21 protein-coding genes are annotated in these 24,719 nt (G+C 43.5%); 13 read left to right on the top strand and 8 right to left on the bottom strand.

The annotated features are described in order from the left end of the window. Positions 1-68: 68 nt before the first annotated feature. Complete coding sequence (locus DC094_RS12180) at positions 69-497, bottom strand: hypothetical protein (RefSeq protein ID WP_116687384.1); 429 nt, start codon at positions 495-497, stop codon at positions 69-71. Between the two features lie 203 nt (positions 498-700). Here DC094_RS12180 and ubiT point away from each other — a divergent pair, with 203 nt between their 5' ends. From ubiT to DC094_RS12140, 8 genes are all read left to right on the top strand, one after another. Beyond that, positions 701-1,189: a ubiquinone anaerobic biosynthesis accessory factor UbiT gene (gene ubiT, locus DC094_RS12175; RefSeq protein WP_116687383.1), complete on the top strand. Its 489-nt coding sequence runs from the start codon at positions 701-703 to the stop codon at positions 1,187-1,189. A 105-nt stretch (positions 1,190-1,294) separates the two neighbouring features. Then, a complete protein-coding gene (locus tag DC094_RS12170) occupies positions 1,295-1,969 on the top strand; it encodes an HAD hydrolase-like protein (RefSeq protein WP_158527313.1) in 675 nt (224 codons plus the stop codon). Positions 1,970-2,124: 155 nt separating this feature from the next. Next, a complete protein-coding gene (gene nosR, locus DC094_RS12165; RefSeq protein ID WP_116687381.1) occupies positions 2,125-4,263 on the top strand; it encodes a transcriptional regulator NosR in 2,139 nt (712 codons plus the stop codon). 79 nt (positions 4,264-4,342) lie between these two features. Next, the gene (gene nosZ / locus DC094_RS12160) at positions 4,343-6,223 is read left to right on the top strand and encodes a TAT-dependent nitrous-oxide reductase (protein WP_116687380.1); all 1,881 of its coding nucleotides are present in this window, start codon (positions 4,343-4,345) and stop codon (positions 6,221-6,223) included. Between the two features lie 121 nt (positions 6,224-6,344). Further along, positions 6,345-7,727, top strand: coding sequence for a nitrous oxide reductase family maturation protein NosD (locus DC094_RS12155; RefSeq protein ID WP_116687379.1), 1,383 nt, complete (start codon positions 6,345-6,347; stop codon positions 7,725-7,727). Then, complete coding sequence (locus DC094_RS12150) at positions 7,724-8,620, top strand: ABC transporter ATP-binding protein (protein WP_241504040.1); 897 nt, start codon at positions 7,724-7,726, stop codon at positions 8,618-8,620. Before DC094_RS12155 ends, DC094_RS12150 begins: the two co-directional genes overlap by 4 nt. Then, positions 8,620-9,450: an ABC transporter permease subunit gene (locus DC094_RS12145; protein WP_116687377.1), complete on the top strand. Its 831-nt coding sequence runs from the start codon at positions 8,620-8,622 to the stop codon at positions 9,448-9,450. Before DC094_RS12150 ends, DC094_RS12145 begins: the two co-directional genes overlap by 1 nt. A gap of 46 nt (positions 9,451-9,496) precedes the next feature. Further along, positions 9,497-10,117 (top strand): nitrous oxide reductase accessory protein NosL, encoded by a 621-nt coding sequence (locus DC094_RS12140; RefSeq protein ID WP_178030906.1) that lies wholly within the window; start codon positions 9,497-9,499, stop codon positions 10,115-10,117. Between the two features lie 112 nt (positions 10,118-10,229). Here DC094_RS12140 and DC094_RS12135 read toward each other — a convergent pair whose 3' ends face one another. From DC094_RS12135 to DC094_RS12120, 4 genes are all read right to left on the bottom strand, one after another. Beyond that, positions 10,230-10,877, bottom strand: coding sequence for a hypothetical protein (locus DC094_RS12135; RefSeq protein WP_116687375.1), 648 nt, complete (start codon positions 10,875-10,877; stop codon positions 10,230-10,232). 107 nt (positions 10,878-10,984) lie between these two features. Next, the gene (tnpC, locus tag DC094_RS12130) at positions 10,985-12,427 is read right to left on the bottom strand and encodes an IS66 family transposase (protein WP_116687374.1); all 1,443 of its coding nucleotides are present in this window, start codon (positions 12,425-12,427) and stop codon (positions 10,985-10,987) included. Positions 12,428-12,837: 410 nt separating this feature from the next. Beyond that, positions 12,838-15,297 carry an ExeM/NucH family extracellular endonuclease gene (locus tag DC094_RS12125; protein WP_158527312.1) on the bottom strand — a complete coding sequence of 820 codons (2,460 nt, stop codon included), beginning with the start codon at positions 15,295-15,297 and terminating at the stop codon, positions 12,838-12,840. A gap of 246 nt (positions 15,298-15,543) precedes the next feature. Then, positions 15,544-18,060, bottom strand: a complete 2,517-nt coding sequence (locus DC094_RS12120) for an ExeM/NucH family extracellular endonuclease (RefSeq protein WP_116687372.1) — start codon at positions 18,058-18,060, stop codon at positions 15,544-15,546. A gap of 247 nt (positions 18,061-18,307) precedes the next feature. Here DC094_RS12120 and DC094_RS12115 point away from each other — a divergent pair, with 247 nt between their 5' ends. From DC094_RS12115 to DC094_RS12105, 3 genes are all read left to right on the top strand, one after another. Beyond that, positions 18,308-18,748, top strand: a complete 441-nt coding sequence (locus tag DC094_RS12115) for a hemerythrin domain-containing protein (RefSeq protein ID WP_178030904.1) — start codon at positions 18,308-18,310, stop codon at positions 18,746-18,748. A gap of 136 nt (positions 18,749-18,884) precedes the next feature. Next, a complete protein-coding gene (locus DC094_RS12110) occupies positions 18,885-19,106 on the top strand; it encodes a DUF2249 domain-containing protein (RefSeq protein ID WP_116687371.1) in 222 nt (73 codons plus the stop codon). Further along, entirely contained in the window at positions 19,103-20,425 is a 1,323-nt protein-coding gene (locus DC094_RS12105; RefSeq protein ID WP_116687370.1) for a hypothetical protein, read from the top strand. The genes DC094_RS12110 and DC094_RS12105 overlap by 4 nt, the downstream gene beginning before the upstream one ends. A gap of 132 nt (positions 20,426-20,557) precedes the next feature. Here DC094_RS12105 and DC094_RS12100 read toward each other — a convergent pair whose 3' ends face one another. The 3 genes from DC094_RS12100 to DC094_RS12090 form a co-directional block, all read right to left on the bottom strand. Continuing rightward, positions 20,558-21,235: a Crp/Fnr family transcriptional regulator gene (locus tag DC094_RS12100; protein ID WP_116687369.1), complete on the bottom strand. Its 678-nt coding sequence runs from the start codon at positions 21,233-21,235 to the stop codon at positions 20,558-20,560. Between the two features lie 127 nt (positions 21,236-21,362). Then, a complete protein-coding gene (gene narL, locus DC094_RS12095) occupies positions 21,363-22,007 on the bottom strand; it encodes a two-component system response regulator NarL (protein ID WP_116687368.1) in 645 nt (214 codons plus the stop codon). Further along, the gene (locus DC094_RS12090; RefSeq protein ID WP_133245535.1) at positions 22,000-23,652 is read right to left on the bottom strand and encodes a histidine kinase; all 1,653 of its coding nucleotides are present in this window, start codon (positions 23,650-23,652) and stop codon (positions 22,000-22,002) included. The genes narL and DC094_RS12090 overlap by 8 nt, the downstream gene beginning before the upstream one ends. A 328-nt stretch (positions 23,653-23,980) precedes the next feature. On the opposite strand from DC094_RS12090, the gene napF reads away from it, so the two are divergent. Together napF and DC094_RS12080 are read left to right on the top strand one after the other, a co-directional pair. Then, on the top strand, positions 23,981-24,442 hold the full coding sequence (napF, locus tag DC094_RS12085; RefSeq protein WP_206605640.1) for a ferredoxin-type protein NapF: 462 nt from the start codon (positions 23,981-23,983) through the stop codon (positions 24,440-24,442). After that, a complete protein-coding gene (locus DC094_RS12080) occupies positions 24,435-24,677 on the top strand; it encodes a chaperone NapD (protein ID WP_116687365.1) in 243 nt (80 codons plus the stop codon). Before napF ends, DC094_RS12080 begins: the two co-directional genes overlap by 8 nt. Positions 24,678-24,719: the final 42 nt, after the last annotated feature.

The following is a 24,719-nucleotide window of genomic DNA, read 5'->3' as shown; positions in this document are numbered from 1 at the left end:
AGTTGAGCGTATTTTCAGGCAATGACTTGCCTGAAAATACGCTTCGAAAAAAACAATATGAGTTTTGTTTAAAGTTCTTCTACTATCTGCAATCGAATTTCTTTCGCTTCATTTTTAGCTTGGTCAATTATCTGGCTGGCATTGCCCCTTGCCCGAGTAAGAAGTTCATCAACACGCTGATTGGCTTTTTCCTGATGAGTTTTCGCTTCTTTTATCAGCTGCTGGCCATAGCTTTCGGCTTCAACACGAATAGTTTGCGCCCGATTTTCTGCTGCTTTATTTAATGTATTGCAACGCATTTCTGCTTGTTGAACCAACGTGCTTGCTTCTGCTTCAGCATCCTGGATTTGCGTGTACTGAGACAGTTTGTCGAGCTGGTTTGAGAGCAGGCTCAATTGCTGTTTGGCCTGATGCATCAGCTTTTGCTGCTGTTGTCGAAAATAGACGTAGTAGCCGATGGTGGTCAGCCAAGCTACTAAGAGCAAAAAGGTGATCATGGAGCGCTCCGGAAATTGTTGTTGGTCTTGAAGGTCAGCGTCAAGGTGAATCGTAGCAGGCGACGGAAATTTGACGCAAGCTGTTAAACAGAAATATTGCCTTGAGTAGATTGGATGTTGGCTTTAAAATCGCTAGTTATGCCCGTCCTACTTGAAGATACAGGGGCGTTGTCAGGAAATAATTGAATGAGTCAGGAATTACTATGTTGAAGCGTATTAGCTCAAAACTGGAGTCAATTGCCGCCAGAGCGCCTAAAGATCTGGCGCGACCATTGACCAAAACCCCTGACTGGCTGCAAAAGCCGGTAGCAGAAAAGCTACTGAATCAGATGTTATGTCAGCCGATGGCTGAAGGCGAAATGGATTTCCTAGAAGGCAAGTGGTTAGAAATTCGGGTAGAAGACCTCGATTATCGAATTTGCTTTAGCAAGGGTATTCGTGGATTGGAAGTGGACTTCGATGCTGCAGCAGATGTCAGTATTTGCGGTGCATTTAATGAATTACTGGTTTTGGCCAGTAGAACAGAAGATCCAGATACTTTGTTTTTCCAGCGTCGATTGCGGATTGAAGGAGATACCGAAATCGGCCTGAATGTAAAAAATCTTCTAGATAGTCTTGAGCTAGATGTTTTGCCAATGCCTTTCAGAAAAGGATTGGAAAAAAGCGCTCAGTTGGTTGAGCGTTTCAGCTAGATGAAAGCTAACGGATTGTTAACTGCCGCGATTGCTTAGTAATCGCGGCATTTTTTTATCTGGTAGATAAGAAATAACATTTGGAAATTAAGAGGTAGATTTGTTTTGCAAAAGTTACAGGGGATTGATCATTTATTTCTCGACTTGGATGGCACGCTAACCGATCCGGCGGAAGGCATTGTTGGCGGAATTCAGTATGCACTGAAGAAATTAGGGGGAGATGTACCTGAATTTGACGATTTATTGTGGTGCATCGGGCCATCTTTACGAATCTCTTTTGCCAAGTTGCTAAATACCGATGACTCGGTGCTAATTGAACGTGCGGTAGACCTATATCGTGAAGTGTATACCGTTACCGGATTATTTGAGAATGAACCCTACCCAGGTATTGGTGACTTTTTAGCCCATTCAAAATCAAATGGTTATACCTTAATGCTGGCAACTGCCAAGCCGGTCGACGTGGCAAAAAGAGTGCTGGAGCATTTCAAACTGGATCTTCATTTTGATCAGATTTATGGCAGCTCTAATCAAGGCAAATTTGATGATAAAGCCGAATTATTGGCATATATGCTAGATAAACATCAATTGACGGCTGACCGCTGCCTAATGATCGGAGATACCATGTATGACATGGCTGCAGGCAGTAAAAACAAAATAGCTTCAGCTGGTGTTTTATGGGGTTATGGGAGTTACGAGCAATTAGCTGACGCAGGGGCAGATATCATTTTCACAACGGTTGGTGAAATGAATCGATGTTTGAGTAGGCCTGCTGATATTTAATATCCAACCCTCGAAAAACAGTGATATGTATCAGTTGAATCCGACTGGTAAGGCCAATTAAAGATGTGTTTTCTGTTACTTGATCCTAATCAAGAGTGGTGTGCCTGCGCTGCCTCTATGCTGCGAAGATATTAAATATTTAAAGTGTATCTTTAATGGTTGCTCAGGCTGTTCAACGATTGATCCGACTGGTGGTAATAAGTTGTGCATTTTTATTTGCCGCTTCGGTCCACGCTTATGGAACAAATGAGCAGGAAACACTTGTCGGACTAAAAGCACAATTCCCTTCTGCAAAATTCCAACAGCAAACTATTCCTTTTCCACATTGGCAGTTTGAAACTGCTACAGGCGAAACTGCCTACGCATTTGAAACCATCGAAGCGGCACCCATTCCGGCTTATTCTGGCAAGCCAATTAACCATTTGGTGATAATGGATGACAAAGGCGATGTGATTTCGGTTGAAGTGCTCGAGCACCATGAACCGATTCTTCTGGTAGGTATTCCAGAAAAAAAACTAACTGCTTTTGTAAATCAATATATTGGCTTGAATATCAAGCAAAAAATACGAGTAGGTTCAGGTGAGCAAGAAGGCCAGGTGATGATTGATAGCATCACCGGTGCCACAGTTACCGTGATTGTGGTCAATCAGACCGTTTTGCGAGCAGCCAGAAAATTAGCCAAAGCGTTAAAATTACCCGGTTTTATTGAAGACACTTCTATTCGAGATCCAATCGTAAAAGCTGAACTATTTAACCAATCCGATTGGCTGACACTTACCGGTGACGGTTCAATTCGCCGCTTGCTGCTGGATTATGGGCAGGTAGATAAGGCGTTTATTGGAACGGGTGCTGAATCTGAACAACCACTCACTGAAGAAAAAAGCAAAAAAGCATTTATTGATTTGTGGTATGCGCCAATCAACCAACCAACGATTGGTCGAAATTTGTTGGGTGATGATCAATATAATTGGCTGCAGGGAGAGCTCGATCCGGGTGATCAAGCAGTTGTATTAATGGCAAATGGTAAATACAGCTTCCGCGGCAATGGTTTTGTTCGTGGTGGTATTTTTGACCGAGTGCAGTTGCTGCAAGGTGATCGGGAAATTACTTTCCGTGATAAAGATTATTTCCGGCTCAATGATGTTTTTATTGATGGTTTCCCCCGATTAAAAGAGCGGGCCATTTTTATTGCTAGAGCAATTGATAATCAGCCGAGTCTGAACCTTGCCCGGCCATGGCAGATGGAGCTATTAGTGCGCCGTCAGATCGGTGCTTTGGATAGCGAGTTCGTCAGTTTTTCTACCGATTACATGCTGCCTGATCAATATCTCGATTTCCCGCCACCGCCTGTTATTGAAGAAGAGCAACCTTTATGGGTAGAAATTTGGCAACAAAAGCAGTTTCAGTTAGCGGTACTAGGCAGTGCATTGATTCTTCTAACGATGGTTTTGTTTGCCCAAGACTGGTTAGTCAGGCGCCCTAAATTATTTTGGTATATTCGCCATGGCTACTTGCTATTTACCCTGGTATTTATCGGTTGGTATGCGCTGGGTCAGTTATCGATTGTCAATGTTTTCACCTTCCTGCATGCATTATTAAACAACTTTAGCTGGGATATTTTCCTTCTAGACCCAGTAATATTTATGCTATGGGGTTTCACTGCCGCCAGTATTGTTTTATGGGGCAGGGGTGTTTTTTGCGGTTGGTTATGTCCATTTGGTGCGCTGCAAGAACTGATCAATATGGCCGCTCGTGCATTGAAAATTAAACAATTTGAGCCGCCAGCAGCGATTCATGAAAGATTGTGGGCCGTTAAATATATTATTTTGTTGGCGCTGTTTGGATTGTCTCTGGATTCTTTAGCGACTGCAGAGCGGTTTGCTGAAGTTGAGCCGTTTAAAACCAGTATTATGCTGAAATTTTCCCGCGAATGGGGCTTTGTGCTTTATTCGGTCATATTGCTTGTTATGAGTATTTTCACTCGAAAATTATATTGTCGTTATATCTGCCCGTTAGGGGCAGCATTAACTATTCCAGGACGATTTCGAATTTTCGACTGGCTAAAACGCCGCAAAGAATGCGGTCAGCCTTGCCAGTTATGTGCCCGTGAATGTGAAATTCAAGCGATTGAAAAAGATGGCCGAATTAATCCTAATGAATGTCATCACTGCCTAGATTGTCAGGTGACTTATTTCAATGACCATCGTTGTCCGCCACTAGTACAGCAACGAAAAAAGCAACGAAAGCGTGATCAAGCAAACCAGATTCCGGTTGTTGAAACTTTTAGCCCGTAGTTAAACCTGAATAATTAAATCTATTCGGCCATGACTTTTTGGTTAAGCCGAATAACTTTTGCTAAACCGAGGAATGATAATGACCGATATAAATCCAGATGATAAAGACGTCAGTGAACATGTGCGAATTAGCCGACGGAAATTCCTTGGCTCATCAGCTATTTTAGCGGGTGCCGCAACCACCGGCGCAGCTGCTGCGTTATTAACGCCTGCTGCCCAAGCATCGACCGGTAATAGCAGTGCAACGGTAGAATTGGGTGAACTGGACGAATACTACGGTTTTTGGAGTGGTGGTCATCAAGGTGAAGTACGAATCCTTGGCATTCCTTCAATGCGCGAATTAATGCGTATTCCAGTATTTAATGTCGATAGCGCGACAGGCTGGGGTTTGACTGACGAATCAAAAGAAGTACTTGGTGAAAATGCACCATTGAATGGCGATTGTCACCATCCGCATATGTCGATGGTTGATGGCCGCTATGACGGTAAATATGTCTTCATTAACGATAAGGCCAACAACCGTGTTGCGCGTATTCGTTGCGATATTATGAAGACCGATAAAATCACTAAAATACCGCACGTTCAAGCTATTCACGGCCTTCGTGTACAAAAAGTACCTTACACTAAATACGTTTTTGCAAATGCTGAATTCCGTATTCCACATCCAAATGATGGCCGTGATATTGATTCACCAGAAAATTACCGCACCATGTTCTCGGCACTTGATGCCGAATCTATGGATGTCGCATGGCAAGTAATCGTTGATGGTAATCTGGACAACACTGACTGTGATTACACCGGTAAATATGCTTACTCAACCAGTTATAATTCAGAAGGCGGAGTAGACCTAGTTGGAACCATGCGTGATGAACGAGATCACTTGGTTGTTTTCAACATCAAGCGCATTGAAGCAGCAATTAAAGCCGGTAAATTTACAACCTTGCCAGGTTCTGATGTGCCGATCGTTGATGGTCGTAAAGGCAGCAAGCTAACCAGCTACATTCCAGTTCCGAAAAACCCGCACGGCATTAATACTGCCCCTGATGGGCGTTATGCAATTGCTAACGGAAAATTATCACCAACCGCAACTGTAATTGATTTGCATAAGCTAGATGATTTATTTGCTGGAAAAATCAAGCCTAGAGATACTGTTGCAGCAGAAGTTGAGCTGGGTCTTGGTCCACTTCACACGGCATTCGATGGTCGTGGTAATGCTTACACAACGCTATTTATCGATAGCCAGATTTGCAAATGGGATATCGAAAAAGCAATTCAGGCTTACAACGGCAAGAAAGTTAATTACATTAAGCAAAAGCTCGATGTAATGTATCAGCCTGGCCATAACCATTCGACAATGGGTGAAACACGTGATGCCGATGGCAAGTGGTTAATATCACTTTGCAAATTCTCCAAAGATCGCTTTTTAAACTGTGGTCCATTGCACCCAGAAAATGATCAATTAATTGACATTTCCGGTGATGAAATGAAGCTGGTTCATGATGGCCCAGCTTTTGCTGAACCGCATGATTGTATGATGGTTCACCGTTCAAAAGTTCATCCTCGCAAGATATACAAGCGCGATGACCCTTCCTTTGCTACAACGGTTGCCCGGGCGAAAAAAGATGGCGTTATTCTTGAGCAAGATAACAAGATAATTCGTGACGGCAAAAAAGTTCGCGTTTATATGACGTCGATTGCACCCACTTACGGAATGAATGAATTTCGAGTTAAGCAGGGAGATCAAGTGACGGTAATCGTTACCAACCTCGATCAGATTGAAGACGTCACCCACGGCTTTTGTTTGGTTGATCATGGTGTGGGTATGGAAATTAGCCCGCAACAGACCGCCTCAATTACCTTTACCGCAGACCGTGTTGGTGTTCATTGGTACTACTGTAACTGGTTCTGCCATGCGCTCCATATGGAAATGCGCGGCCGTATGTTAGTTGAAAAAGCTTAATAACTTCAGTTGATTCATTAAGCAACCAACGAAGTAGCAAATAACAAGATGCCGAGACTTTCGGCATCTTGTTATTGTCCTGCCGACCTGTTCATCACAAACAACACGGAGTATTAGAAAGTTGTTTCGATATTTGTCTCGAAGACGGTTTTATTTAATTACCGGGCTGTTGTTAGTTCCATTTTCTATCTCTGCTGAAACACTTCAAATTACGGTAGATAATTTTTCGACGCAATATCAAAAAGCCCAGGCAGGCGACCAATTAATTTTAGCGCCCGGCGTGTACCCTGCATTTTCTATCGAAAAACCTATATCTATTCTGGGTCAAGAGGGTGTGATAGTTGATGCCAAAGGGCTGGGGCATGCAGTTGAAATAAAATCAAAAAATGTCACTTTAAAGCGATTGAAGATTATCAATTGGGGTGAAGATCTCACTGAGCTCGATTCTGGTATTTTTGTGAATCGAGGCTCCGACCAAGTTGTTATTGAAGATAACCACTTGCAAGGTAATGGCTCTGGTGTCTGGGTTGATGGTGCGCTGGATATAAGGATAGAAAGCAACCGAATGATTGGTAACCCGAATGTTCGCTCATTCGACCGCGGCAATGGGATTCATTTATTTAATGTGTTTGGCGCGTTAATAAAAAATAACCATATTAGTCAAACGCGCGATGGCATTTATATCGATACCAGTAATAAGAACCGGCTGGTTGGCAATAAAATTCATGATTTACGCTACGGCGTTCATTATATGTATTCCAATTACAACGAGGTAATTGGCAATCATACATGGAATACCCGTACTGGTTACGCCTTGATGCAGTCCCATCACTTAACGGTTATCGGCAATCAATCAAAAAATGATCAAAACTACGGTATTTTAATGAATTACATCACCTATTCGGCATTAAAAGATAACCGAGTGGAAGGCGCTCAGCCCAATGCTTTACTGGCTGGCAGCCGAAAAGGTGATAGCGGCCAAGGTGGTGAAGGAAAAGCGATATTTGTATACAACTCATTGTTTAATGAAATTCAAGGTAATTATCTAGCTAATTCAGATTTAGGTATTCATTTAACTGCTGGATCAAAAAATAACAAGATTTCAAAAAATGCCTTCGTAGGTAATCGAAATCAGGTCAAATATGTTTCCAACAAGCAACAAGAGTGGTCGCAAGAAGGCGTAGGTAACTACTGGAGCGATTATTTAGGCTGGGATATGGATGGAAATCAGCGTGGCGACACTGCTTATGAGCCGAATGATCAGATAGACCGGTTGATTTGGAAATTCCCCGCTGCAAAATATCTATTTAATGCACCGGCTATTGAGTTACTGCGATGGGTGCAGCGGCAGTTTCCTGTATTCAAAGATCAAGGGGTGCAAGACAGCTATCCCTTAATGGAAGTACCGAAAAAAATTCAATTATCTCTGCAGCATTCAGAAAATCAACAATTCAATGGCCAGACTAAGGATGGAGCGCAAGCAGTGAAGGAGAAAAGACCGTGAGCATCTTATCGATGGATCAGGTAGCCAAATCATTTGGCTCGGTTAGTGCATTAAAGTCAATCTCATTGCAGCTTGAAGCCGGGCAGTTGTTAGGTTTGTTTGGTCATAATGGTGCAGGAAAAACAACCAGCATTAAATTGATTTTGGGTTTGTTAAGTCCCGATGACGGCCAAGTCCGAGTATTTGGCCAGCAACCCGATCATGGCGATTTTTTAAATCAACGAGCAAAAATTGGTTTCTTGCAAGAAAACGTTAGTTTTTATGATCAGTTAACCGGCGAAGAAGTCTTACGTTATTTTGCCAAGTTAAAAAAACGTTCTAAAAAAGAATGTATGCCTTTGCTAGAGCAATTAGGTTTAGCACATGCGGCAAAACGCCGAGTGGCTGGCTATTCAAAAGGAATGCGTCAACGGCTAGGTTTGGCTCAAGCACTATTGGGTGAACCTAAGCTACTGCTGCTAGATGAGCCAACGGTTGGGCTTGATCCACTGGCGACTAGAGAGTTTTATCAAACATTAAATCAGTTAAAGCATCAAGGCTGCAGCGTTATTTTATGTTCACATGTATTACCCGGTGTCGAGCAATATATTGATCGGGCAATAATTTTAGGGCAAGGCGAAATGCTGGCCAGTGGTGATATGAAAGAACTACGCCATCAAGCTGATTTGCCAGTTCAATTAGATGTAACCGCTAATCAGCTGCAATTATCTGATTATTTGCAGCAGCATTTATCTCACCAGTCAGGTAATCATTATCAGTTCAAAGCGCCTTTGACCGATAAATTGAAATTAAATCAGCAATTGTCTCAATTATCTTCTATAGAAGATTTTCATTGGCACTTACCGAGCCTGGAAGATTTGTACAACCACTTTTGCAACCGGAGTGCCAGCTAATGCATGCCATTATTACTGTTGCTCAAAAAGAATTACTCGATGCGGTGCGAAATCGCTGGATTATCTCAGTAGCTGTCGTGTTGGCACTACTGGCAGTGGGTATTGCCTGGTTTGGCGCTGCCGCATCTGGCCAAGTTGGTTTTGTTTCTTTATCTAGCACCTTGGCTTCGCTGTCTTCGTTAGCCGTAGTCATCATTCCATTGATTGCATTATTAATGGCTTACGATGCTTTGGTGGGAGAGGCTGAACGCGGCACCTTGCTGTTATTGCTAAGTTATCCGCTCAGTCGTTATCAATTATTGCTAGGTAAGTTGTTGGGACAGGGCAGCGCGCTATTTTTAGCCACATTTTCAGGCTTTTCTGTCGCAGCAATTATTATGGGCGTTCTGGGAGATCAAACCGATTGGCCAGCCTTAATCAAAGGTTTTTTATTATTAATTAGTTCAGCCAGTTTATTGGGTTGGATCTTTATTGCTTTTGCTTTGTTATTTAGCTCGCTAGTGGTTGAGAAATCGCGGGCTGCCGCCGCCGCACTGCTAGGTTGGCTTTTCTTTGTGATTATTTTTGACCTAGGATTGCTTGGCATTCTGGTAATGAGCCAAGGCCAGCTAGATAGTGAAGTCTTTCCATGGTTAATGTTGTTAAATCCAACTGATTTATTTCGTTTGGTTAATCTTCAATATCTTGGAGATATGAAAATGCTCGGTGGCGTTTTGGCAACTGCTTCATCAGCAAGCTTTTCCATTGTTTTTTTATTTTCCGTGATGCTGGGTTGGCTCGTGTCACTGACCGGGTTGTCGTTGTGGATTTTCGGCAGAAAGCACATTTAAACGACTTTGAAATATTTTTAAGATATTGAGGTGGTAAGAGATTAAGATGAATAAAAAACGAATTATTTCAGCGCTATTTGCAGTTGCTTTTATCCTCGGTTGCTCTGCTGAAAAAGCAGAAACACAAATAGCTAAAGCAGTAGCCATTGAATCAGCTGATGAGTGCCATTTATGTGGAATGATTATTGGCCGCTTTCCTGGTCCTAAGGGCGAAACCTATAAAGATGGCTCTAGCCAAGTAAAAAAATTCTGCTCCACTCGAGATATGCTGACTTGGGCATTAGATCCTGAAAATAAAGCCGGGTTGCGAGAAGTTTGGGTGCACGATATGGGGCAAACCAGTTGGGAAAGCCCTTCAGACGAACAATTCATCGATGGCAGAAACGCTTGGTATGTTGCAGGTACTTCCCGCATGGGCGCTATGGGGCCAGCGCTGGCAAGTTTTTCGGATAAGTCGCTAGCTGAAGTGTTTGCCAAAAATTATGGCGGAGACTTGCATCAATTCGACCAGCTAAGCTTGGAATTGCTCAGCAAAACTTCGATGCAACATATGAAGAGCGAAGCTGGCGGGCATGACATGTCAAAAATGAAGCATGACATGAAAATGTCGGCAGCAGATAGCGAAACCATAGATCATGGTGAAATGAAAATGGACGCAAAGAAATAAAACTTTGCTTTCATTGCAAGCGGGAACCAATTAAATTGGCGCCCGTTTTTTTTGAATTATTTATTCTCTAGATAAAATTATTGAATTCAGAAACCTCAAGGCAAAAATTTTTTTAATCCAAATCGTCAAGGTCGCTTAATATCTGTTGCGCTTCATGGCTTTGGTCATAGCTCCAATTGAATCCATCGAGATCTTGCGTTGAATCTATTCTGATTTCAACGCCTAACGATGTTGCTTCAGATTGCTCTAATATTGGCTGATATTTTTCTTCATATTCAGTTGCAGGAAGCACTAAACGAGTAAGAGGGTCGCATATTATAGCATTAGCCCCCCAGCTTTCAGGGTTTTGTAGGTCAGAGTATTTGTCTCGATCTAAAATGCAAAACCAATGATAAATAATACCTTTTAGCGGGTAGTGGGCAAATGATAGCTCGATAGGGAATAATCGACGTTTGGCTAAAAATTCAAAAGCATGTGAAGACAGTTCATTACTGCCTCCTATTTTGCAAGCAATAGCGAGCTTGGAAAGAAACATTTTTTCATAGCAAATTGCTGCCAATCGACTGGTGTTCGGCTTTCTTGCTATCTGACTTCTAAAATCGAATGACAAGTCGCGTATTTTTTCTAGCTTTATCTCTTGCTTAATACGATCGCTTGTATAGCTTACTTTGGTTAAGTCTGTTGTGAGTTGATTGATCGAGCTATGGGCGTTAACGCAAGCTATCTTTGCGATTGCTAAGTTCGATTTAAGAAGGGGCATTTACCGTGGCCTTTTTTCTACTTTCATCAAGTTAAGCATGGGTTGCATTAAAAGATCGTGAGCAGATAGGCAGCTTTTGTAAAAATAAAACGTAACCATTCAGCATGTCACACCAACCGATCCAATTTCTCCTGAATAAAGTCCGGCCATTTACCCGCAAATAATAACGACAAAGCCTCCCCAACACCGACCCCATGTTTTTGGCAGGTCGATATATAGCTCCGGATTCTGCAATACGCTTTCACGCCATCCCATGAGCGGAAGCAGCCTGATATCTTCTGCTGAACCTTGCTCATACGGAAGTCCCGTTCACCCTGATTATTGGTAAACGGTGCTCGGGTATTACTCATAAACCGCAGCACGTCTGCTTCAAAATCCCGCAGCCGTTCTAATAAATTTCTCGATTTACTTCGTGCTAATTTCCCTCGTTTTAATTGACCTTTTTTATCCGCTTTTTTTGGCTCAGGTGCCGGACATTCCCGATCACCTGCTTTTAATATTTTTCGATATCGCTTCACCCATTTTTGACACTGCTTTTCATCCAACTCACCCCCCGCCTCATTGACTGCTGTATTCATTTCATAAAGCAGATCTTCCATTGCCTTGGCCCACTGCTGGCCATCTTGCTCATGGGCTCGCGCCAATTCACGTACATGATGGGCGTTACACAATACATGCAAGCACAGCACAAATCGGTAGTAGCTTTTCCAGTGATCGTGTACCAATAAACCGGTAAATTTAGGCAAGATGTCGATCGCTTCCATTGCCTCGATACCTCTTGATTCATGCGCTTCAATCCACGTCCAGCGGTCATTGCTCGCGACATGTAGCCACTTTCGTTTACCATTGATATTGACGCCGGTTTCATCGGCATGAATCAAATCTCCAGCACGCAAAATAGCCGGTACTAACTGAGCAAATGGCTTCAGTCGATGAAAAGCTTCCTGATTAAAATTGGCAAGGCTACCGGTGCTGATTGGCGCATCCAATATCTCAGCGAAGTGCTTTTGAGTCCGTTCATAAGGAATCAGCTGGTAGCTCGACATATAAACCGCGTTGGCTTTAAACTCATTGCCATATTGTATTGGCCGAGTGACCCCTTGCGGAAACTCAGCAACAAACTGGTTACCCTGCTCGTCTTGTAGAATCTGCGCCCGATATTCGGTGACATATAGGGTAATACGAACATCAACTACTTGGCGGCTTTCACTGCCAACAACACGGTATTTTCCTTTCGGCAATTGGCTACGATCAATCGTAATATCCAGCACTTCATCTGGGTCTTTCACCGGTGATAAATTACTGCCTTTATGGCCAGGCTGCCCGCCTGGGTTTTTATTGCTTTTGGCGCGCGATTTCTTTTCTCGATTAGGATCTGCCGATGGCGGAATGCTGGAGTTTTTGCTGTTTAGCCCTTTGCTATCAAGCAATATCTTAACGACGAGCATCAGCATACGAACCATCGCCACCAGTTCGGGCGGTAAGCGTTTGCTTTTGGCTAACAATCGCTCGGTTTCAGCGATGGTTTTATTAATTTCGATTGAGTCCATGCGGTTATTATCGCACAGGTTTTCAGGGTGGTTTTTTTGTCTCTGAGGCTTACTGTGGCGACTTTTTAGAAGCGGAATGCTGATGCGCTATTCTGAGCAAAAAACATTGATAATCAGGTGTGTTAATAGCAGTTTAATGCGGCGTTTAAGTGGTATTCTGAAAGAGGTGCTTAAATTCGGGAAAATATCAAAAAAACCTGTCAAGCGATTTTTATATTAAATTGTGCTGAATGGTTACAATAAAACTACCTATAGAATCGAAAAAACGAATCTACGAATGTAAGTTATCAAAATTATGCAGAAAAGTAGCGTGTAACATGACTTTAGCTGGAAGTGCAGGCAATATGCCGGCACCTCCAGTGATTAAGTTGCTCTGAATGCTTTGGTTTGAGCATCAATACAAGCATTAACTATTTGCGATCAAAACGCCTTCTTACAATCAAGCCTGCCAATAAAGCAGCCCAAATCCAATGTAATGGGCCACCGCCTTTAATATCGACATAAGCCGGGTCATGATCTGAAGAACGGAAAGCATTATCGCGATACCAGTCGTTTAATTTACTTTCTGGCTTGAAGCGATAGTTGTAATCCAGCGTGGGTGCTTCATCGGCATTGATGTGCCAAATGTCTGCCGTTTTTACTCGGCCTGCCAGCGTTTCATTGACTAGCAAATGGTCGAGTTCACCGCTTTGACCATCGAAAATAAAGCTGTAATTGTCGGTCGAAAATAAACTATCAAAACCATTCTCTGCCATTTTCTGAATAGGATCTTCCATGGCGTAAGCGTTGAAGTCACCGAGTAAAATAGCCGACTTACCCGCGTACTGCTGGTTCACCCACTCAGATAAAGTTTCTGCAGCCAACGAGCGCATGCCATTACAATTACCCTGGCCGTTTGGATCGGTTACGTCATTAGATCCATCTGGCAAGGTAATGTTTTCGCAACTACTGCCTTTGGACTTGAAGTGGTTTACCGCAACCACAAAGCTATTGTCTGCTTTTTTAGCCATAGTACTGTTTAAGCCCGCAATTTTTTTCCGGAGCTGAGCGGTATTTTTGCTTTCCAGTTGTTGGAAAGTCGCAATTAATGGCTGGCGATGTTTGCTGGTAGCAGCATCAAATGGATAGCTGGTTAATAGTTGAGGAATACTTGTCAATTCAACTCGGTCGCTACGGTAAATCAGGCCAACTGCAATGGCATCAGAACCTACCTGGTCAGCATCCGGCTTAGCAAACTGCCAATTTTCCCCATCTGCTGCTGCGCTGTTTAAAGCACCAACAAGTTGTTGAATAGCAGAATCTGCGCCAAAACCATCGTTTTCAATTTCCATTAAACCAATTACATCGGCCTTCAAACCTTGAATGGCGCTGATTAACTTGGCTTGCTGGCGTTGCAGGTCTTCTGGTGTGTGTGCGCCACGAGCGGTGGGAAAGCCACCACCATTACCATCACCGTTGAAATAATTTAAAACATTCAAACTGGCAATTCGCAGATTACCTTTTTTAGGTTTGGCTGGTGCGTCTGGGCGAGCTTCGGCTGGCTGTAGCATGATAGAGCCAGTGCTTTGCAACTGATAACTACCAAAGGCATAAAAAAGAATACCCTGGAAACTGCTCAGTTGATCACCACTGCGTGGCATGTTTTCAGCAGTCAGTCCCGGTAGGAAAATATAATCTTCCGGGTTTTGTTGGGAAGATGCATCGTCGAGTAAAATTCGATTTCTGCCATTTTCCTTAGCAGCAGCTTGTGCTTTACTCGAACCGGGCAAATAACGCTGAGTCGGTTGGAATAAGCGCTGCGAAGATAAAATCATCTGGCCATAACGCCCAAAGAAATAATTACCAGTCACTGTCAGCGGCGCTGAAAAATTCAGTTGCATATTTTCCAAGGTTTCTAGATCGACGTCGTCGGCAAGTGGCATGGCTAATGTCACAGCTGTCACACTATTGCCTGAATCACATAACGCTAAATCAGAAACTGCGGTTAACTCGGTTAAATCAAAGTGCTCTTTGACATCGGCTTTAATGCGTACTTTTTGACCGACTTGTACGGCATTTTGATTATCAAAAACAAATAAGGCTTCAGAGGTGTTTAAATCTAGATCGTGGTCAGCATCTTCTTCCTGAACAAAATAACCACCCAACTGATTATCTTGATTGAAGCTGCCAGTAACGATGGCTTCAATAACAACGGTTTGTCCAGCTAGTGGGCTGGCGGAACCATTCCCTTGAACTTGACTAATAAAGGTCGCGTCATCACCACATTGGCCAAATTCAGGGCCGGTTGGCGGGGTAGAGGAATCGTCACATGCTTTTAAGCCATCGCAACCCAAACCGTCAGCAGTGTCTTTAGCAAAACTCTCAAAATAAACCGAAGGATCATATTCACCTTGAGGGTTGGTGTTTCCGGCGTTGTTTATCCGACGCAAAGTACGGTCTTTAGTTGCTACGCCGTTGCTGCTCCATGCGGAACCTGGGTCAAAACCAATCTGACCAATGCTGTCAATGACATCGCCATTGATCATTAGGGTTAATGCATCATCACCATTAAAAAGTAGATTTAATGGCAAGCTGCCTTTTGGCTTAAAAGCTTCATCTGCTTGATTGGCTGTAAGAACCAAGCTTGCGCCAGGCTCAAGTATTCCAGAAAGGTCTTGTTCATTATTCGGCGTGGCATTGCCATTGTTGTAGATTTCAATCTGGGCATTTAAAGCCTCTAAATCAACAGATTGATCAGAAATGTTAGTGATTTCCAATGCCTTGTTATTTGATGATCCTTCAACATATTCGCTGAAAATCAAAGGAGAGGCACTAGCTTGTGAGAGCGCAACCAGGCCAGTGACCAGCGTTGCAACAGCGGTTTTGTTCATGATTATCCCTGTCATTTGGTTATTTTTGTTATGGGTTCGAGCGCGCTCAGTAATCCTAGAGCTTGTTTATGAACAATTGATGGCTGAGTGGTTGTTATTTTTATGTGGAGAATTCTGTAGTGGGATTGTAAACAAGTAACTGCTTTAAATACACAGTTCAGAGAATGGGTGATGCGATTAATTATGAGCAAAAAAATGCCGGTCATAAAGGCCGGCATTTTTAACGTGTTATTTAATTTTTAAAAATTAAACAGAACGCTTTCTACGGAACATTAATAATGCGCCTAACCATAAGAAGTTAAATGCACCACCGCCGTTTTCATCTTCATCTTCGTCAACCGGATCGACTGGATCGACTGGATCGACTGGATCAACTGGATCAACTGGATCAACTGGGTCTTGAGTAGATGCTTTGATATCAAACCACGCTGGATCATGATCAGATGAACGATAAGCATCTGGGCGATACCAGTCAGCTACTTTTTCAATTGCCTTGAAGTTGTAGTTGTAATCAATTAATGAGCTTTCATCGGTGTTGATGTGCCAAATGCCTTCATCAACTACGCGAAGTTCCATCTGCTCGTTTGCTAGCAAATGATCCAACTCACCGGCTTGACCTTTAAACACATAGCTATAGCTATCAGTACCCATCAGGTTGTTAAAGCCGTTTTCAGCCAGTTTTTGAATTGGGTCTTCCATCGCATATGCGTTGAAATCGCCAAGCAAAATTACTGATTTATCAGCATGCGCCTTCATTGCTAAGCCAAGAGTTTTGGCTGCTTCAATACGCATTCCATTGCAGTTAGCCTGACCATTCGGATCTTCAACATCATTTAAACCATTAGGCAGAGTAATGCTATCGCAAGAACTTCCTTTTGATTTGAAATGGTTGATGGAAACCATAAATGATTCGTCGTCAGCACCCAAGCCCTGGAGAGAGGCAATCAGCGGCTGACGGTGCTTGCTAGTTGCTGCGTCAAATGGGTAGTCAGTCAAGATAGTCGGCGTGCCAACTAGTTTCGCCCGATCTGTATTGAAAATCAGGCCAACGGCAATAGCATCACCGCCAATTTCGCTAGCATCAGGCTTAGCGAATGCCCATAAATCGTCCTGACCTTCAGTGGTATTTAAGGCATCTACTAATGACTGGATGGCAGAATCTGCACTAAAGCCATCATTTTCAATTTCCATCAAGCCAACTACATCAGCATTAAGACCATTAATGGCTGCTACAATTTTAGCTTGTTGTCTAACGAAATCTTCATGAGTCTTCGCGCCACGGGATGTAGGGAATCCGCCGCCATTTCCATCGCCATTAAAATAGTTTAAAACGTTCAAGCTTGCGATACGCAAATTGCCATCCGCTGGAGCGGTAACTTCTGCAGTACGCTCATTCACTCGTGTTAAATCCACGGTGGATGGCTCAATCATGTAAACCGTTTCGCCCTTATCGGTGTACTCACTAATCACACCGGAAATGTTGCTTGCGCTATCGCCAACGCGAAGTGAGTTTTCAGCGGTCGGGTTCGGCAAGTAGCTAAATGACAGAGGGTTTTGACGAGAAGATGCATCATCTAAAACAATAGTGCTACGAGCATTCAGTGCTTTTAGCTCTTGTGCTTCTGCAGATGTTGGCAGGAATTTCTGTGTTGGCTGCCACTGACGCACACTAGCTAAAGTAAGCTGGCCATATCTAGCCATGTTGTACACCTCAGTTATAACCAGAGGCGCTGCAACAGAGATCTTCATGCTTTCTAAAGATTCCATATTTATAGAGTCTTCAAAAGGCAAGCTAAGCGCGATAGGTTCGATAGTCTCGCCTACACCACACTTTTCGAAAGCGGTCAGTTCTTTTATCTGGGTGAGGCCTTTATATTCAGCAACAACACCAGACAAGCGAACTTTGTCACCGACAGCTACTTTGTTTTTCGTATCATAAATAAAGATTGCATCAGAGCTTGCTGGGTAGCCAGTAGCATCTGTGCTTTCTTCTTGAACATAGAAGCCGTTCAGCTGATTCTCTTCTTGGAATGCAGCTGTCACCACACCTTCAACGATCGTTTCTTGGCCAACAATCGCTGAAGCTGTGCCAGTGCCTTGAACGGCACTGATTAGAGTTGCAGTATCACCACAGGCACCGATATCTACTGGGTCTGGAATAACAGGATCTGGAGTAACAGGATCGCCACCATCGCCACCATCGCCACATGCGACTAGGCCTGAGCAACCCAAGCCATCAGATGTGTCAATAGCAAATGCTTCCCAAGAAATGGAAGGGTTAAAAGCATCATCTGGGTTGGCGTCTGCTGTCGTATCTTTGCGGCGTAAGGTAGCATTTTGAGCAGAAATTCCACCACCAGTCCAAGCGCTTCCAGGGTCTTCACCTAGTTCGCCGAATGAATCAATAACGACATCTTTTTTCTTAAGCAGTAAAACATCGTCTCCGTTAAAGCTAGCAACACCAGAAACTGAACTTCCGGCAGGCTTGAAAGCATCTGTTGCAGCGCCATTGTGAAATACTAAGCTAGCACCTGGTTCAAGTGTACCTTCTAGTATTTGAGTGGTTTGGATTGTTGTTTTACCATTTACATATAATTCAATTATGTATTCGCCATCACCTAAATTGATCGCTGCATCGGTGGTGTTGGTAATTTCGATCGCTTTATTGTTGCTGCTACCTTCTACATATTCGGTAAACAGTACGTCTGCTTGGACTGACATGCTAGCCAATGGCAGCATTAGTGCAGTTACTAACTTCTTCATTATTTATGACCTTTTTATGAAGTGATTCTCCCCCCCGAGTGGGAGACCCATATAAATCGCCAATGAATGCTAAAGGAAATAAACTGTCTTAATTGACCGATTGGTCAGACAAGCGCATAAATGGTATTTATGAGCCGATAAGCAGATAGGTAAAATCAATTGTATTGATTACGATCAAGCTTGTTTTGCCGTTGCGGGCGGCAAAATAAGACCATAGTTTTTATCGTTAGATTTGAATGGAATAATTATGTCGATTTCTGAATTAATGAGTGCCGACCACAGACGCTGCGACCAGCTACAGGCCAGCTTTGAAGCGGCTGTAGAGAAAAATGAAATTGATAAAATAGTCACTATCTTTGATGATTTTTATGCAGCAGTTGACCGGCATTTTCGTATGGAAGAAGAAGTACTTTTCCCTGAATTTGAGTCAGTAACCGGCATGACTCGAGGGCCGACACAGGTCATGAAAATGGAACATCAGCAAATTCGCCAACAATTAGAAAGTCTTAAGCTGTCGTTGCAGCAAAACGATTATGAAAAAGCGCTGGGTGTTTCAGAAAATTTGTTGATTTTGACTCAGCAGCACAATATGAAAGAAGAGCAAATGCTTTACCCGATGACCGACCGTAGTTTACCCAATACAGCGGCGACGATTGAAAAGATGCAAGCAATACTCGTTGTACTTTAAGCTGCTTTCGCTCACCCCAATCACTTACAACCGTAAGCTCATGGTGTTTCGCTCACTTGCCGCCTACCGGCATCTCAAATTACTTTGAGTATGCGAGCTATTTAATACAAACAAAATATATCTATCGAGCGTTCAAATGAAATTGGATGTGAGTCAATTGGAGCCGCCTGAGCCAATGAAAAAAATTAGTCAGGCGCTGCTCACTTTTTCAAAGCAATTAGAGCAAGGTGAAGTGTTAGAGGTGTTGCACCGAAGAGAACCTTTGCCGTTGTATCCAAAATTAATTGAGATGGGCTTGCAATATACGGTTGAGCCGGTTTTTCCTCCAGGTTTCAAAATTAGGATTAGTAAAGCTTGAATGTTGCAGGGTTAAGTTTCGATCAAATCCCTCCTTTGAAAATTCCGTTTCGTTTTTATGCTGGCGCTGCGGCATTTGCATTTATTGCTGGTGTTCTGATGATTATTAATCAGTTAGCGCCGCAAGGGCAGGGGTTATGGTTTAGCCGCTGGCAGCCACAATTAATAGCTCTTGTTCATTTGTTTACGTTGGGCGTGATGGGCCAAGTGATGCTGGGCTCTTTGTTCCAGTTAATGCCCGTGTTGGCTGGCGCACCAATTCGTTTGGCCGAGCGATTGGCGCTGCCGATCCAACTGTTAATGGTTGTTGGTGTTAGTTTATTAAGTTGGGCGTTGTATTTTCAGAGCGCTGAATTTTATCCATACGCTGGTGGGCTGATATTTGCTGGGTTACTGCTGTTTTTAAGTTCAATGCTGCAATTTCTGCCGCAAATAAAAACACTTAGCCAATCACTGTTTGGTATTTCAATGGCGGCGATTTGTTTATTGTTGACGCTATTGTCTGGCCTGGCATTGTTAGGGGTTTTGGCTGGCTGGTGGGGGCTGGATTTAGCTCGCTGGACCAATAACCATGCAATTATTGGTTTGTTCGGCTGGGCAGGGCTGCTGGTAACCGTGGTTAGTTTCCAGGTGATACCGATGTTCCATGTCACCGCAGATTTCCCTGCAATCTGGAAGCGACTTTCGCCTTTATTAATTCTGATTTTGATTATCGCTAGCTGTTTGGTAGGCGGGTGGTTTAGGCAGTTGTTATTGTCTGGCGTACTCGGTTTATTGATTGCTCAGGCGGCATTGAGCATTCGTTTGTTATTGATCACCCGAAGGCGATTAACCGATGCAACACGCCGCTTTTGGCTGGTGAGTTGGAGTAGTCTGATTACCGGGTCGTTTGTATTGTTTGTCTCAGGATTGCAACAATATATTTCACTGCCGTTAACGCTCGATAGTATTCAATTTTCATTATTGGCGGGTTGGTTGCTTTTGATTGGTTTTTTCTATTCGGCCATTTTGGGCATGCTGTTAAAAATTGGCCCTTTCTTGGTGTTTTTGCGTTTACAGCGCAGGTGCATGGAAGATCCGCTGATGATGCCAAGAATTATGGAATTACCGGGCTTTAACGAAGTGCTGCCAAAAAGAAATGGCCGTTGGCTGTTGTTGTCACAAATTGCGTTATTGCTAACTGGTGTTGTTGGAATGTTTTGGCCGCCACTGATGTTGCTGGTTGGTATTATTATGGCGACGCAAGCCGTTTGGTTGTTGCTGGCAATTGTGTTGCCTTGTTGGCGTTTTCATCAAGATTGGTTGACTGGGAAGGTTTAAAGCATTGCTTTTACGTCGGTTAGAAAAGCATCAGCGCCTTCTGACGGACAACTCAGAATGTCAGATGGCGTTGCACTTATCTAACCTACAAATATCGTCAGTGGCGGTAAATATTTACCGCCAATTAATTTGCTAATCGAAATTTAATAACGCCGTCCGGTCAAGAATATTTAGCTCACGCCCATTCACTTCCATAATGCCCGCTTGCTCCATTTTCCGAATCACTCGAGAGAAGGTTTCAGGTTGAATTGATAATCGGGATGCCACCATTTTCTTTGGCATACCTAAATCGACTCGCATGCTATCTAACTCTTCCATCTGACCGATTAAAAAACGAACCACTCGATGGGTTGCGTTATTTAATGACAAGGTTTCGATTTCTTGAATCCGTTTGCGTAACCGGATACTGATTTGCCCTAATAATGCTAAAGACAATCGACTGTTTTCTTCGATTAATTCGATATAGCGCTGGCTATCAAATACAAATAATTGTGCAGGTTCGATTGCTTGTGCGGTGACTGGAAAGTTCGGCTGCTTGAGGAACATTACTGCTTCAGCAAAGCTTTGCCCTGAGCGGACTAACTCTAGAACCTTTTCGCTGCCATCGGGTGTCAGTCGGAAAAGTTTGATCGCACCATCAATCAAAAAGAAGAATTTATCGGCGGGTTGAGATTGGCTAAACAGTGTTTCGCCTTTTTCAATCGAGATAATTTCTGACTTATCGAGTAGTCGGCTGAAATCTTGTTCTGAAAATTCTTTAAATAAATGATGTTGCCGAAGTAGGGCAATATGGACCGGCATTGGACGCATCTGGCCGTCACTCCTGAAATAAATATTAAAATATGCAATTAACTTGCAGTGATATGGATATTAAAAAGGCGGGTTATCGCTAGATAACTCGCCTTTAATCATAACGTGTGTGCAGGCGGATTAAGGGTTAGCTGAAATTACTCTCAACACACCATACCGCAGCTTCTACGCGAGATCGTACTTGCAGCTTTTTCAAAATACTCTTTACGTGTACTTTTACTGTGCCTTCGGTAATGTCCAGCTTTAAAGCGATTCGCTTATTACTTAAGCCTTTGGCAATTAAACGTAAAATGTCACGTTCACGCTGGGTGAGTTGATGAATCGATGGCATTTTATGGCCGGACTGACGATCACGTAATGCTTGAGCCAGGATTTGACCTAACTCATCGCTGATCACCATTTTTCCAGATGCGGCTTCGACCAAATTAGCCAGCAGTTCTTCTGGTTCCATATCTTTCAATAGATAACCATCAGCACCGGCTTTTAAGCAAGAAACCACGTCAGCCTGGTTGTCAGAAACAGTTAGAATGACAATTCGAGAGGCGATGCCTCGGCGACGCATTTCTTTTAGCGTATCTAAGCCGGTCATGCCCTTCATGTTCAGGTCTAGTAAAACTAGATCTGGCTCATGTTGCAGCGCCAGCTCAATGGCTTCTTCGCCTTTGCCTGATTGGCCAATGACTTCAAGGCCGGGTTCCATCTGAATTAACTGATTTACGCCTTGCCGTAACAGCGGATGGTCATCAACCAGTAATATGGTGCACTTATCCATTATCTTCTCTGATGTACTCGGGCACAAAGGCCACTGAAACTCTAGTTCCCCCATTGGGCTGGGAACCGATTTTGAAGCTGGCTTTCAGGCTATCGGAGCGTTCTCGCATTATGGTCATGCCATAGTGGTTTTCTTTTTGGCAATTTTCTGGAATGCCAATGCCGTCGTCCAGGATTTCAATTTTTACTTTTTCTTGCTGTCGAGTGCAGTCCACTCGAATAATTTTCGCTCGGGAATGCTTAACTGCATTAGATACTGCTTCTCTGACGATCTGTAGCACATGAATGGTTTCATTGGCGCTCAGTGGGCAGAATCTCAATGTGTAGTCTATCTCGATTGCAATATCTGTCTGCTTGCGCAGGTCATAGACAGAGCCTTCCAGCGCTTTTTCCAAACTGGTTTCTTCCACCGTTAATCTGAAGGTGGTGAGCAGTTCGCGCAACTGACGATAAGCACTATTTAACCCTTGCTGTAATTCACCGGTAATCGCTTCACAAATTTCCGGATCATCTTTTTGTCGCTTTAGGCGCGTTACTTGGATTTTCAGATATGATAGAGATTGTGCCAATGAATCATGCAATTCTCTTGCAATCACAGCGCGCTCTTCCATCACACCAAGTTGACGCTTTTGAATCGACTGTTCATTCAGTTTTAACGTTGCGGCCAGCATATCAGCAAAGCTCTTTAATAACTGGAGTTGCCACTGACTTAATTCATCATCTGTTAATGCGCGAACATAACCATATTTACGGCCTTTCTCACATATTGGGATTTCAACACCGCCGGCGTTACAGCTATTGCAGCGCTGATTGCATTTTAGATCGGTAGAAATGACATCGTAATTGTGGGGTTCTTTCTCGGTGCTCAGGCATAAGCGAAGGTGCGGCATTTTTCCGATATCACGCAGTTCTTCAATTAATCCTTCGAGAACCTTTTTGCCCGGCCCTTGCTCATTTAACCAACGTGAAGCAGAAAATAAAAAATTCAATGCTCGATTGGCAGTGCGTAGGCTGTCGGTCTGTTCTTCTACTTTGCGCTCTAGTTCGTTTTGCGAGCGCGTGACGCGATCCGCCATTCGATTAAATGCTTTAGCTAAACCGCCCAGCTCATTATCACCGAAATCATCGAGCTGTTTGATTTTGCCTTGGCTAAGCGAGCGCGCCGCAGCCATAAACTGCGAAATAGGGCTAAGCAGGTTGCGCTTGACCAAGAAGGTAATTGATATAAGTACCAAAAAGGTTAGCGCGAGACAGATGGCTTGTGCTAATTCCAGCAAGTCGAGTTTTTGTTCGTTTCGTTGTTGGAGCTGAAAAACAAACTGATCTATTTTTTGTACAAAGTCATCGGCTTGCGACAGGTACTTGTCGTAAGTTCCAGCAACCAATGCTGGCTTCATTTCCACATTCCAGCGTCGACTGATCTCCTGAAAAGCGATGCCTTCTGGTGAATCGTTTAAATGTTGGTCCAAGGCGGGGTCTGCCAAGGTTTCATCGTAGCGACTAATATATTGCTTGTTTAGTATTATTTGAGGAGCTGAACGCACTTCACTAGCAATATTCCATGCTTGCATACGCAGTCGACCAGACTGGTTGATTGCCTGGGCATCATGCTCACTAAGCTTGGCCATAGTTAATGAAATTAACATGCTACTGAGCGCTAAAAGGCTCAATGCGCTAATGGCCCAAAATGTTTGACCCAAAAGGGAAAAGCCTGAAAGAAAGCTTCTACTGCGGTGTACCACCAATTACCTCCCGGCGGGTGTGCTTCACTCTGTGTGGATACTCATTCTATGGTATTTCATAAAAAAACAAAGGGTTACTAAAGAACCAACTACTACCTCTTATGAGAGGTGCGTATGCCGATTAATTGGACAGGGTGATCGAAATCAATTCTAACTGATTGTCGATGCAACTAATATCGAGAGCACCAAAAGCAACATGTCAAAGAGAATGAGCTTGAACCGGCGCGGTTTTATGACCGGACGCTTCAGAGAGGCGACGATCCGTCCTCCCTGGGCCACCGACAAATTTACAGATCAGTGCACTCGCTGCGGAGACTGCCTTAAAGCGTGTCCGGAGAAGATTTTAATTCCCGGCTCTGGCGGCTTTCCCGAAGTGAACTTTAGTTCTGGTGAATGCACTTTTTGTGAGGCTTGTGTTGACGTATGTCAGGAAGCGGCGTTAGTTAAGCAGCCAGAGCAAAAACCGTGGCTACACTATGCAAAGATCGGAGAAGATTGTTTGCCCCGTCGAGGTGTAATTTGCCGCAGTTGTTCCGAATGCTGTGAATCAGCTGCTATTCAATTTAGCTGGGCCGAATCGGGCGTGGCGCTTCCACAATTAGATCCTTCACTTTGCAATGGTTGTGGCGCATGCGTATCTGCCTGCCCAGTCAATGTAATTACAATAAGTTCCCAGGGAGTTGAGCATGAGTGAGCCAGAATACCGGGTTGCCGGGCTGGTAGTTCGCTGCAAACCCGAAAATTCAGAATCTGTTCGCCAACAATTAGAAGCAATGCCGGGTATCGAAGTTCATGGCGTTAATATTGACGGCGGCATGGCAGTTACTGCAGAAGAGCAACCGGGCGAACACCTGGTCGATGCCGTGGAACGAGTAAACCTTGTTCCCGGAGTGGTAGATATGTCACTGACATATAGCCATACAGAATGAAATGATATTTGCATCGTAGATTTTTAATCCAAGAAAAACTTT

The sequence above is a fragment of the Pelagibaculum spongiae genome, from assembly GCF_003097315.1.
Classification (GTDB): Bacteria; Pseudomonadota; Gammaproteobacteria; order Enterobacterales; family Pelagibaculaceae; genus Pelagibaculum; species Pelagibaculum spongiae.
Note: the sequence above shows the minus strand (reverse complement) of the source record. Positions and strands in the feature narration are given on the sequence as shown.